Below are 13,167 nucleotides of genomic sequence, written 5' to 3' on the forward strand. Positions count from 1 at the left end.
TAGTTAGATGCGAATTAATCATTAGCCGCACCTGAGTAGGTGTTTTTATTTCTTTCTAATCAACCCATTCAACCAAATCTCGCCTTTTCGCTCTGGCCTTTGATCTTCACTTTGCCATGTTTTTTCAAGCGTTAACTGTGGCTCTGCGTCTATCAATGCTTCTAAGCTTTCTTCGGTTAAGTTTGTGTAGTGCCTGTCATTTATATCTCGCTCACCCTCACCATATTTAAAACTAACGTAAAGTACACCGTTTGATTTTAAGGCGTTGGATAATTTGGTGAAACGGTCTGGCAGTTCACGGTATGCAACATGAAGTAAGCTTGCACAACACCAAATTCCGTCGTATTGGTTTTGGTCTGTGATTTGTTTAAAAGTTTTAACGTAAACAGGTTGCTCTAGGTGAAAGCTAGCAATTTCGGCTAATTCTGCACAAGCATCAATCGCCGTTACTTTATATCCTAAATTTTTGAAATACAGAGCATCTCGGCCTGAGCCACAGCCAGCATCTAAAATATGCGGTTTTAAGCCATTCGGGCAACCTTCGGCTGATGGTAAGTGTGGTAAGAAGGCATTGTAAAAATCGCTCATATCTATATGAAGCGTGCTGTCTGCGAATGCGCTGGCATTCTGAGCGTAGTAGTCGAGCGTTTGTTGTGTCATGTGTTTATTCTTTACCAGTGTGAGAGTGGTGACGTTGGGTTTCACGCCTGTGTAGTTTAATATAGCTGCTGCTCGCCAAGTTTCTTTGTAACTTAGTTGTTTGCTAATTTAGCTTAATTTTTTCTAGATGAGTAGTGATAAGAATCAATAAGTTATTCATGTTTGCTATTAATAAGCTTTTGATTTAATTTTTGTTTAAAACTTAATCGAATGCACTTATTCGTAAGTCTCTATTATTGCCAAAAAAAAGGCCACCCGAAGGTGGCACAGTTACTCTCAGTCTAGTTGGGAAAACTAGCTAGTTACACTTCCAACATTTACCGCTTGCCGGCAATGTGTACCAGTTTCCATGGGAGTTCTTATTAGACTCAACCCAATTTTTTAATGTTGGATACGCAATGGTGATGTCTACTTGTTCGTAAGGGTGTTTCCAACCACTCTCGATAATGTCTACAGCCCATGGTAAGCCAGACGCTGTCATGTAAGTTTCACCACCAATTGAAGTGTTGTCATCTGCGGTACCAAACTTAGAAGTATCAGCTAACGCTGTATGGGAATGGTTTGGAAGGTGTATCTCATTGCCTCGTTCAAAAGTACTATAAATAAAAGGATTAAATGGTGCTGCACCTAATGCCGTTCTATTTACAGCTTGGGTAAATACGACGCGCATAGTGACGGGAATTTCGGCTCTATCGTCACCTTGTTCGGTATTGAAAAAGCTAAAACCTTCAGTGCTTGGTGCATGTTGATTAGCATTATCAACAATCACAAGTACCAGCTCTTCTGAGTGCCCAGCTTCTGGGGTTAAAGTGCTATTTACTCCGGCTATGCTGAAGCTGGCTTGTGCAACATTTGCATCGGTCGTACCTGCCATGGCAATGGCAAAACTATTGGCTTTACTTGCGCCTCTGCCTTGTATTGCGGCGGTCATGGTGACTTCTTTTACTTCGTTGCTTGCATTGGTAATAACATTAAATGAATGCGTTAAAACAAAATCATTTAAATCGAAGTCGCCTTTGGAAGGCCAGTTGTCTTCGAAAATCAAAGTACCCGGTGTTGACTCATTATTGAATGCTCTTTCAGAGTCTTCTGGATAATCATCATTATCGTCATCAATACCATCACCATCACAGTCGTTTACCTTATTCCAAGTATAAACAACGGGGTCGCTGCTCAAGCCATTGTCATCTACCGCGATGACTTCTACACGCCATATTTCATCATCAAGTACTTGTGAAGCTAAAACCGTATTACCTGTATGGTTGGTTTTGCCAGCAAACTCGTCGTCGATTAAGTAGCCTTGGCCAACATCAACATACCATCTATATGAATAAGTAACGGGGTCGCCATCGGGATCGGCATTAGCTGAGTTGCCAATATTTACACTGAGATCTGTTGTACCATCTATACAGCCTGCTGGTAAGCCAACTAGCTCGGGTGTGTTTGGCGCATTGTTTTCTGTGAAAGTATAAGTAATGGTGAGCAAACTATAATCTAGAGTGGTTGCCCACCTTCTAGATGTATGGTTCATATCTATATCTAGAAAAACATTAATCAAACCATCATCAGTAATATTTGATGTTGGGATTGTAAAAGTTGTTTCTGACCACTCTTCATTTTGGCCTTGTAAAAGACCTGGGTTTAAATCAACTCCATCGACTGAAATACCATCATATTCGCCACTTGTTCCATGAAACGGCTCTGAATCTACATCCCAGCCTCTGATCAGCATGGTCGCACTCAATATTTGCAAACCACTTGTATTATAATCAGCAAAACTATGCTGCCATCCATAGTCTTCATTAAACCAAGAGTATTCTTCAAAACCATAGCCATTTGGCGCTATGTAATGTGGTGCACTACTGCTTTCGTCAACTCTTTGAGTATAAGTAAAAGTGCCATCACCATTGTCTACTGTCGTTTGTGAACTTGGATCTGAGTTGGCAGCCAAACTTACGAATGCCATTGTGATAATTGATATGTGCTTTTTCATTGTGAATCCTCCAGATCAGAGGCAACCGGAATGTCGCATTCAATATTCAAAGACGTTGTTAGCTCACTAACTGGTATGTTTTTTGTGCAATTCTGACCATTCGCTTTTGCTGAGATCCTTACTTGCATAACACTCGGGGATAACTTCATCACAGTGCGTACACTACCCACTTGAGAAGTGAGACTTTTTAATGGGGTACTAACTACATTTTCATTCTCATCTAACGCTTCAACTTTGATGAAATGCTTGCCACCAATTGGAGCTCCCTCGATTATGGTTTGGTTATCTGAGCTTTCGGCTTCTATTTGAGTGATTGAGCTCACAACGTTAACCGATACCTCTTTGGTTTCTGATGTAGCCCAATCAAAATTTGCAGGAATTATTAAATCTGACAGCGATGTGTCATCTTCTGATGAAGTCACATAATTATCGTTTGACGAAGCGCTACTTGATGTTGAGTCTGTTGGCTGAGCTTGTTGTTGAGCTGGTACTGAGCTACTGTCATCGCCGCCTCCACCACCACAAGCTGTCAAATATATTAGTACGACCGTTAAAATTATTGCACGCATAACATTGCTCCCGATTATGGATATAACAATGTCACGCAAGTCTCAAGCCACATGTGTTATCACTTATTTTCAGTAACTTAAACTTTTATAAATATGCGATTTGTGCATTTTGCAACGCAATTTCATAATGAAGTGTTTTAAAAGGAGGTTTTCTCGAAAAGACTTTCAAAAAGTATTTAAGTTCGCTTATAAAGTTTTTAAGCGTGTGAGCCTTACTAAGAATAAATACTGCTAAACATGTTTGATAGGCAATAAAACAAAATGCTTCGCAGTACTAGTTCGCTTTAAATAATCTAACTTATCTGGTTTCTTCTAAACGATAATTACCCGCACCAGAATACGAATAAACAATATAACGATAGTAGCCAGACGATGCTTGATAATTGATAGACTCTGTTGAAGTCGGCGACTCAGACAAGCCTACTTGTTGCCAACGACCACCTTGCCAACGCTCAATTTTTAGATCAAAGTCTGCAGAGGTTGGGCCGGTTAATTTTAAGCTTATGTAGCCCCCATCGTAATAAAACCAACTACCGTTTGGCTCAACAGCTTGTTGTTTATCAGCTAAATAGCCTGTGTAAACAGTCCCGGTTGGCGGCTCTATCACTTGCTCGTTTACTTTAAAACTGATGGTTTGCGCTGCAGCACTAATGTTTGAAATGCTTAAGCCCGAGTCACTGCCATTCCACCAAAGTGAATTAGTGCCTCGTGAGGTTAGTGCATTAGGCAAGGTGTTTGAAAACTCACCTGCATAATCAAATAAATCTGAACTATCACCGCGATTACGTTTATTTTCTGGATCGCGATTGCCATCTGCGTGCTCCATTTGAATATAGGGCTTCCACTCATTTGAATTATTACCCGAGCTATCGACGTGCCAAATTGCTAGCCCTTGATCTGGCTGCTCTGAGTTCTGCCCGCTTTTATAAATGGCTTCGATATAAAACGCTTCGTTTTGGTTGCTCGGGTTAGTCCATTTATACGAAGCGTTTGAACCTGAAGTATGACTCAGTGTGCCTTTTGGCGCATTTGCATTTATTGCTGGGTTTAGCTCGGTGACAGTGTCCCATCCTGCAATTGCTCGAAAATGTGCGACTGGTGGGGTTGGTTTAAATCGGTTAGTTTGCCCTATTGCGCCATATCCCATTACACCAAAACTGGCGACCGAGCCTTCTGAGCTGCCATCGTAATCGTATAAGTCGGGCCAATTTGTGATTAAGTGGCCAGACTCATGCACAAAGGTACCGATTGATAAACTACTGCGCATGTCGGTTATTTGGTAGCGGTCGGTACACACGCCGTCGGCACAAAACCTTGGACTAAGGCGTGCCATGTGTGGCCATAAGCCTTTTGACCAACTGCTGTCTGAATTACCTGCATAGAAAATGTTTAAGCCACGAATTTGATTACTGCTGTTGGTAGTGAGTGTCGAAAAGTCGAAACCTTGTTGATACTCAAGCCAATTAAGCGCTTCTTTGATTAACTCTTGTGAGCGAACTGTTGAGCTTAAGCTAGAGTCGGCATAGTAGGCTTTGTTCTTCTTCGCCGTGTAGTATTGCGTGACAGTGTTGGTGTAATCAAGCTTTCCACCCGACACTTTTGTGAAGTAGCCTCTTACAGATTGTGCATTGCCAAACTCGGTGTAATTGGCATCATTGAGAAAACGCTCAATTTGGGCTTTACTGATCGTGCCACGCTCATCAGGAAAGTCGATAATGATAGTAAGACCTTTCACCTGCCCTGATATTTGTGCGTCTAACTGTGATGTTTGCAAGCGTGATTGTACTGAGTGAGTATGTGCATCATACTCACCCAACATGCGCTGCTGCTTTGCTTCAACTAAGCGTAGTTTGGCTTCGGTACTTAGCCCTTCTTGTTTTGTGTGAAGCTTCGTACTTTGAATGCCTAGCTGATTTTTAGTGCTCACTAATACACCAGTTGAGATTAACTCGCTCCCTTCGTCATTTAATTTGGCATATACCATTCCCTTTAATGCGTTATCAAAAACAACGAGACGACCATCTACCGTTCTTTGCTCTGCGTAATAGCTATTACCATTGAGTGTTAGGGTGATCACTTCACCATTGGGTTGTGAGAACTGGTATTGCTCATTCTTGTATGGAATAGCAGCAAACGCAGTAGAGCTGCATAGTAAGGTTGCTAATGCGGTGAGTTTTAAGTTCATGATTATTCCTTTCAGTTTGTCTGTCCCCAAATCGGACAAGAAAACTATTAACCTAAAATTTACATTTGGCAAATATTTTGTGAAAGGAATTACAAACGGCCTTTAATAATTCTTTAATTTTGTACTTCGCTCTTAATAAAAAACTTAACTTGAATAATTAGCCAATAGTTTGCACATTACTCGTGTTAGATCCGGATCGTCAGCCATTAATGCTTTCAACTTTTCGCAAGGTAGCCACATAATTTCAACTGGTGTTTCACTCACATATTCTATGGCATTTTGATTCGCTAATAATGCAAGCACACCAATGGTTTCTCCAGGTCCTTTACTAATATGAACTTTGTTTATGTGGCCATTTTCAGTTTGTTTAAATTTTTCTGCAATGCTACCTCGGCTAACAACGCCAATTTTATTGATTTGCTGATTTTCGGCACAAATCACCTGCCCGGTCTCGTAAACACTGACCTCAGTTAAAGCTGAAATTTTTTCTCTGGTCTGGCTTTTTAAGTCTTTTAGCCATGAAATTTCAGCCTTTAATTTCTGCTCTCTAGATTTATTAAATATCGACACTTTTTGTAATGCCGCCATTCTATGCTCAACATCATCAAGCAACCTTTGCGCCTCTGGTTTATCTAGCACAGCTTGCTTTAATTGCTCTTTGATAATTGCTCTTTCTCGATTAAGTAATAAACGCGTTGCTGATTGTGATTGTAAGGCCTGAATAATTTCAGGAAAACTTGTATAAAGATCTTGAATTCGTTCAATAGTGAGTTGTTTATTAGCCTGTACAGCTGAGCGAACGGCTGCTGCAGCTGCTGGTGAATGTGCTAAGGTATCGATGTGACTTTCTAACGTTTCTTGCGCTTGAATAAATCCTCTTGCAATATCGTAACCCAAAGCTAACTTGCTAAAATATAGCTTCAACAACAACTTATTCGACCAACTATAGGCCCTAAATGGTTCAAGCCACGCAGGTAATTGCCAAACACTAAAAAGTTTTTCTCTATCCTCTATTTTTGGCTCTCCATCGAGCGCTCTTTCGACGGCTTCAACCAAGCGATTTGTCGCTTGTTTACCTAGCACACCTTGCTCAAATTGAGTCCAATAATGCTTTCTTTCTGTTTCAAGTAAACGGCGTTTATATGCAGTGTCTAATTCTTCTTGAGAAACTTCACTTGAATCTTCAACTTCATTAAGGGCTTTAATTTGTGCCGATTGCTTCACACTCGTCCAGTCTGCACCTTTTAAGAACTCATTACTCATCATATCTGGTAACAAGTCATGTAATGCCAAATTCACTTTATTTTTTGCTTTATCAACTGTCGCTTGTTTTGCAGGAGGAAGACTATTCAAACCTAAAAGTTTTAACAGTGCCCCCATTGTTCCACCATTAATAACTATGGTTAAAACTACAATACCAGCAGTGAGAAATAGCACTCTGTCTCCGAGCTCTTTTGGCAAAACATCACTCGCAGCAACTGTGAGCGCTAACGCCAAAGATACCGCACCTCTTAATCCTCCCCAGCAAAGTACCGCTGATTTTTGAAAATTGATACCTATACCAATTCTTTTCAGCACAGGCATAAATACTGTGATAGAAAATGCGCGAATGATTAAAATTCCTAAATAGAGAAGAAATAGAGCCTGCCAAGCGTCTAGGTCATTCAATGGGACGCGAATTGCGACCAAAATACCTACTAAAAGGAAAATGATTGTATTGGCCATATAAGCCATCATTTCCCAAAAGTGGTGAAGAAAGTCAGCCACTTCGGGACTGATCCGTGTTCGTCCAACACTTGCAAAAATAATCGCAAGAGTCACGACTGCAACCACACCAGAGACATGAAAAGTTTCAGCAATAAAAAAGACCGAATATGCTGCTGCAATTGTTAGTGATATCTCAATCATGGGATCATTAAACACCCTGTCTATCCATAAGACGCAAAGCCAACCCATAATCAAGCCAATTACTAAGCCCACCAAAACCACGATTAAAAATTGCAGAACAACTTCCCAAGGAGGGGCTAAGGTTGCAGCAGAGCCAGAGCTCGCACTTGCAATAACCCAAGCATAAAATAACGAAAAGAAAACAATTGCTGTACCATCATTTAATAATGACTCACCTTCAATTAATGTTTCAAGTCGCTTCCTTGAGCTCACTTCTTTTAGTAAAGCGACAACCGCTACAGGATCAGTGGCGCTAATTAAAGCACCAAACATAAGGCAAATCGCCCATGTCCATCCCCAATGTGAAGGCACTAAGACATTGATTAATTCTGCAGTTAACCAAATTGCTAACATCAAACCAGGTACGGCCAGAGTTGCAATTTGAGTAAACATACGCCTAAACAAATGCACTTCCATAGCAAAGGCACTTTCAAAAATCAGTGTGGGTAAGAATAAAAACAAAAATAAATGGGCATCGATTTCTGAAATTAAACTTAAACTACTGCCAATGACGCTTAAATTATCAGTAAATAAATCTGCTCGATGCAATAAACCAAACCCAATGCCCAACATCAACAATGCGACCGTATATGGTATTTGCGTGCCTTTTAGTCCATGGCGAACAATTGCTCCTGTGATCAGAGCAAGAATAACGAACAATAAAACTTGAAGGCCAACCGCAAAGCTCATACCAAATGCCCTAGCAATGACGTTTAGTTGAGCATAGTTAAATTATCAGTAGATGACCTAATTATTTTTAGTTATTGCCTCGTTCTCATTTCTATTATGAGGCGCGTTAAAATCTAGCTCTGGACCATTTGGGATCACCCCTGTTGGATTAATGGTCTTGTGACTCGCGTAGTAATGCTCTTTGGTGTATTCGATATCAACGGTGTTACTCACCCCCGGCACCTGATACAGCTCTCGAACATAATTGCTGATATTTTCGAAGTCTTTCAATTGAGTACGATTACATTTGAAATGACCAAAATACACGGCGTCAAAGCGGATAAGTGTCGTGAACAAACGCCAATCAGCTTCGGTGATTTGCTCTCTAACTAGATAACGATTTTTACTTAAATGATCTTCTAGCCAATCTAGACTTTCAAATAAAGCATCATACGCTGTGTTATACGCTTCTTGTGTCGTTGCAAAACCCGCTTTATAAACGCCGTTATTAATGGTGTCATAAATGCGTGCATTCATCTGGTCAATTTCAGGTAATAAAGCTTCTGGACTGTAGTCATCTGTATTGCCAGTGAGTTCATTAAACGAAGTATTAAAAATACGAATGATCTCCGCCGATTCATTGTTGACTATGGTTTGGGTCTTTTTATCCCAAAGGATTGGAACCGTGACGCGGCCTTCATAACTTGGATCTGATTTTAAATACAGCTCATAGGCATATTTGAAGCCATAAAGTGGGTCTTTTTCATCATCAAACTCCCACCCATTTTCTAGCATTTGAGCTTGTACAACGGTGACATCAATTAAAGACTCAAGCCCTTTTAGCGCCCTAAAAATCAATGTGCGGTGTGCCCAAGGACACGCTAAAGAAACGTAAAGGTGATAACGGCCAGCTTCAGGTTGATAAGGGTTATCACTGTCTGTGCTAATCGTGTTTCGAAATTTACTGTCTTGGCGTTTAAATGCACCTTTGCTTTCTTTGGTGTCATACCACTTATCAACCCATTTGCCGCTTTGTAATAAACCCATAATAAATCCTCTCAATGCTATAAATATTTTGCTTTAAAGAAGTCACCTATGAGCAGTGACTTCTTTAATTTTTTACGCTCTATAAATTTTCGAACTTATATCTCGATTTTAGTTACTGGCAGTTTGAAGCTGTGCTTTACCTTGGCTAGTCAACTTAGACGTTAAAACACGATCTAGCGAAAACTTACCACCACCTTGGAATACCAAAGAAACGCTGATAGCAAACAGTGACAACGCAAATTCATACCCATTGTTCGACATAAATAAACCGTTTTGGAAATGCACTGCAAAAATGGCCACCAGCATAGTAAAAGCAAGTGCAACAGCAGTTGGTCTAGTAAGTAAGCCGACTAATAAAAAAATTCCGCCGAAGAACTCTGCGCTTCCCGCCATAAGTGCCATTAAATAGCCCGGCGCTAAGCCGATTGACTCCATCCATTGGCCAGTGCCTTCAAGGCCATAGCCACCGAACCAAGCAAATAACTTTTGTGCGCCATGGGCAATAAATAAAATACCTGCGACTACGCGAAGTGGTAAAGCTGATAGTTGCTCGTCAGTTTTTAGTACGTTTAGTAAAGTTGATGTGTTCATTTTGCTGCTCTCTTAAATTTAGTTAATTGTGTTTTTCAGTGTTTCTCTAAAGAAGTGAGTTCATTATAGGTAAGCATGAGAAAACAAATAACTGGCAGAATTTGACAAGTTAGTTCAAAATATTTGAACAATAATTTTGAACATATGCTTTAAGTGATATGCAGCACACTCCTCTAACATTAGAAGCTTTACTGGTACTCGACGCCATTGACCAACGTGGTAGTTTTGCAAGCGCTGCTGAGCAGCTTAATAAAGTTCCATCAGCTATTTCGTATATTGTGCAAAAACTCGAAGAACAATTGGGCGTGACCTTATTTGTGCGCCAAGGTAGACGCTCAGTGCTAACCCCAGCAGGCCTGCATCTTCTTGAAGAAGGCCGCAAAGTATTACTCGCTGTAGGCAAATTGACTGAGCAAACACAGACAATCGCTCACGGTTGGGAGCCCAAAATACGTATCGCCATTGATACCATTGTCGATGAACACAAAGTATTTAAAGCCTGTTATACATTTTTAGCTGAGCACGAAAACATCGAACTAGACTTTAAAGAAGAAGTGTTAAACGGCACTTGGGAAGCATTAATAGAAGATGAAGTTGATTTGGTGATCGGTGCATCAGATCCTATTCCAGCGCAGCAAGGTATACGAGCAAAGACGCTGACTGAGTACCATAGTGTTTTTGTTGCAGCGACAGAGCACCCGCTTCATGAGCTAAGCAGAACGATAGAGTCATCTGACATTTTTAGATATCGCACTGTGGTTGTGCACGATTCTAGCCGAAATGTCATTGCAAAGTCCTCAAACATCATTGAAGGCTCAAAGCATTTATACGTTAGCAATTTACAACAGAAAATCTGCGCCATTGAGGCAGGTGTCGGTGTTGGCTTTTTACCAATTGATCAAATAGGTGCTCAGATTAAATCAGGTACATTAAAAACACTCACCTTGGCAGAGCCATCAGTACCGCAATCATTAAATATTGCCTGGAAAGTAGTAAATAAAGGGAAAGGGTTAAAAGCATTAGTTGAGTGTATTGAAGCACAATTTAGTTAATCGCCTAGCAAAATATTATTTTCTTCTCAGCTGTGGTTATAAAAACTGTGTTGAAACTATTTATAACTGACCTATGCTTTTAGAATTAGCTAATAACTTTATACGAATTTATTGTGAAAAGTCGCTTTTTTGATATTGCAATTAATGTCAGTAAGCAAATGTCATTTGCTCATAAGTTTATGGCTATCATTGCCATGCTCTCTATTCCTTTACTGTTTCTGTTGATTGTTCTTTTAATCGATACCAATAAAAATATTCAAAAAACTCAAAAAGAAATACACGGCGTCAATTCTCTTGAGACACTCATCACCACCATTTATCAAATACAGGATTTTCGAGATCATGCTGTTTTACAAGAAGTGAATTTAGATGAACATTTAATTAAATTCGTTTCAAAAGAAAAAGAAGTAATAACAGAGAAAATTAAATTGTTGTCCACTAGCTTATCTGAGCAAAAAACAAACAGCAATATGATCCGAACACAAATTGAAAATGTCAAAGCTGAGTGGCAGCAATCGAATCAAACCGAAGCGATTATGCGTGGGGGGATTGAATCACAGTTTCTTCATTTTGATAAAGTGGTACTTGAGCTTCAACTTTTGGCAAAGATCATCACATTTGAAAGTGCCCTTATTCATGACGATAACCCTGTCAATTTCTACCTTATCAACAACTTTGTTAATGAAACACCTAAAATTTATAAAAATATCGGCTTTCTTCGTGCTACAGGGGCTTATGCTCTGAGTATGCCCAGTATCGATAGTTACACATATCACACGTTAGAAAAGTTCGCGGCTCAAGCAGAAGACAACATAGCATTAAATAATTACGCATCTACTCACATCTCTGTGTACCTCAATAAAGATTTTAACATTAAAAATGGCCTGCAAGAGCAGCTAAACAGTTCTCAAAAACTACTAAATTACACTTATGAACAAATATTGGATGAGCCAGATACACTTCCAACTTGGAGAGAATATTTGGATTTTTATTCGAATGAAATAAACAGAATGCGTAAGTTTGACGCTCAAGTTTTAGAGTATGTTGAAACGCGTTTAGAGATTCGATGCGCTGAGCAAAGGTTTAAATTTTTTGCATTGCTAGTTGTCACACTCTTGTTATATCTGGTTGTAATTTATTTTGTTTATGGCATTTATCTTCAGCTTAAAGCAACTTTGAGAGATTACTCACAAAAAGCAATGACATTAGCCAAAGGAGATTTAGATACTCGGATTGATGACCTATCTAAAGATGAATTTGGTGACTTAGCAAAGACATTTAATGAGATGGCAGAAATTATATCGGTTAATCAAAGAAAATTAATTGAAGCTGAAAAAATTAGCTCACTTAGCAGAATGATCTCTGGTGTTGCGCATGAAATCAATACACCACTTGGCATAATTATCACTAGCCATAGTTTATCTAAATATTCTCTAGAAAATCTCGAGCAACTCTTTAAAAAGGGAGTATTAAGCGCTGACGATTTGAAAGAATTTATATCATCTTGCAAAGAAGCCGACTTACTAATAGATAGAAATCTCGACAAAGCAGTCAATTTGATTGAAACATTTAAGCAAGTAAATAGCTCTCTGAATGTTAGTCCACAAAAAGGGGTCGAAATTAAATCACTGATTGAATTCGCTTATTTACCTATTTCAGAATTAAACCAAGATGTCGAATTTATTATTGATGGAGACGAATGTGAGATAGACACTGATGTCAATTTACTCACTCAAGCACTAAGCAACATTATTGAAAATGCAATCGAACATGGGCTTGTAAAGCAAGATCTCAAACAAGTAAAAATAGCGATAGAAAGTGATGACGATAAATTGTACTTGTCTATTTCTGATAATGGCACCGGTATTTGTAAAGACGAGATAAACCAGATTTTTGAACCCTTTTACACCACAGATCGAATTAAAGGTAAAGTTGGGTTAGGTATGCATATCGTTTATTTAATCATCACACAATCTCTAAATGGCACTATAAAAATTATTAGTGAAGAATGTAAATACACTCGACTCGATATTAGCTTACCCAAATATCGTGCTGATTGCGAAGAAATTGACATAGACTTAGATAACTACCTTTAAACTATTTTAATTAACCTAGTGACAAAAAAGAACGAACTTTTTTCTCAGACAGATGTTTAAAAAGCTTTCTATTTTTGTAGTTTATAATCCTAAAAAAACGCATTAAAACAACCAGCATGAGCTTGTCTAAACATGGCCTTTTATAGAATATTACTTGGCACATCTAAACCTGCCTCTAGATAATACCGCTATCAGGCCAATAATCACCTAGGCACAAACTAATCCTTTTAAATTTTTTACATATTTTACTTTTAAAGCTCTCAATCTTACGAAGATAAATTGCGAATACTCGATAAATTAATAGCTCTTTATTTAAGAATATAGGAAAGTACGCCAATTTAGACGCTCTACCTTAAAT

9 protein-coding genes are annotated in these 13,167 nt (G+C 39.1%); 2 read left to right on the forward strand and 7 right to left on the reverse strand.

Features of this window, described 5'->3' with window-relative positions; all coding sequences use genetic code 11:
* Positions 1 to 45: 45 nt before the first annotated feature.
* The 7 genes from ACGHEH_RS08255 to ACGHEH_RS08285 form a co-directional block, all read right to left on the reverse strand.
* Positions 46 to 660 carry a class I SAM-dependent DNA methyltransferase gene (locus ACGHEH_RS08255; protein ID WP_390443862.1) on the reverse strand — a complete coding sequence of 205 codons (615 nt, stop codon included), beginning with the start codon at positions 658 to 660 and terminating at the stop codon, positions 46 to 48.
* A gap of 298 nt (positions 661 to 958) precedes the next feature.
* Positions 959 to 2,653 (reverse strand): LruC domain-containing protein, encoded by a 1,695-nt coding sequence (locus tag ACGHEH_RS08260; protein WP_390443865.1) that lies wholly within the window; start codon positions 2,651 to 2,653, stop codon positions 959 to 961.
* Complete coding sequence (locus ACGHEH_RS08265; RefSeq protein WP_390443867.1) at positions 2,650 to 3,222, reverse strand: hypothetical protein; 573 nt, start codon at positions 3,220 to 3,222, stop codon at positions 2,650 to 2,652. Before ACGHEH_RS08265 ends, ACGHEH_RS08260 begins: the two co-directional genes overlap by 4 nt.
* Positions 3,223 to 3,520: 298 nt before the next feature.
* Positions 3,521 to 5,407, reverse strand: a complete 1,887-nt coding sequence (locus ACGHEH_RS08270; protein WP_390443870.1) for a M6 family metalloprotease domain-containing protein — start codon at positions 5,405 to 5,407, stop codon at positions 3,521 to 3,523.
* A gap of 144 nt (positions 5,408 to 5,551) precedes the next feature.
* Positions 5,552 to 8,044 (reverse strand): cation:proton antiporter, encoded by a 2,493-nt coding sequence (locus ACGHEH_RS08275; RefSeq protein ID WP_390443872.1) that lies wholly within the window; start codon positions 8,042 to 8,044, stop codon positions 5,552 to 5,554.
* A 57-nt stretch (positions 8,045 to 8,101) separates the two neighbouring features.
* On the reverse strand, positions 8,102 to 9,070 hold the full coding sequence (locus ACGHEH_RS08280) for a glutathione S-transferase family protein (protein WP_390443875.1): 969 nt from the start codon (positions 9,068 to 9,070) through the stop codon (positions 8,102 to 8,104).
* A gap of 108 nt (positions 9,071 to 9,178) precedes the next feature.
* Positions 9,179 to 9,661: a DoxX family protein gene (locus tag ACGHEH_RS08285; RefSeq protein WP_390443878.1), complete on the reverse strand. Its 483-nt coding sequence runs from the start codon at positions 9,659 to 9,661 to the stop codon at positions 9,179 to 9,181.
* A gap of 158 nt (positions 9,662 to 9,819) precedes the next feature.
* On the opposite strand from ACGHEH_RS08285, the gene ACGHEH_RS08290 reads away from it, so the two are divergent.
* A complete protein-coding gene (locus tag ACGHEH_RS08290; protein ID WP_390443881.1) occupies positions 9,820 to 10,713 on the forward strand; it encodes a LysR substrate-binding domain-containing protein in 894 nt (297 codons plus the stop codon).
* Between the two features lie 113 nt (positions 10,714 to 10,826).
* Positions 10,827 to 12,809 carry a HAMP domain-containing sensor histidine kinase gene (locus tag ACGHEH_RS08295; protein WP_349287636.1) on the forward strand — a complete coding sequence of 661 codons (1,983 nt, stop codon included), beginning with the start codon at positions 10,827 to 10,829 and terminating at the stop codon, positions 12,807 to 12,809.
* Positions 12,810 to 13,167: the final 358 nt, after the last annotated feature.

It is taken from the genome of Pseudoalteromonas sp. MTN2-4, from assembly GCF_042848605.1.
Taxonomy (GTDB): Bacteria; Pseudomonadota; Gammaproteobacteria; order Enterobacterales; family Alteromonadaceae; genus Pseudoalteromonas.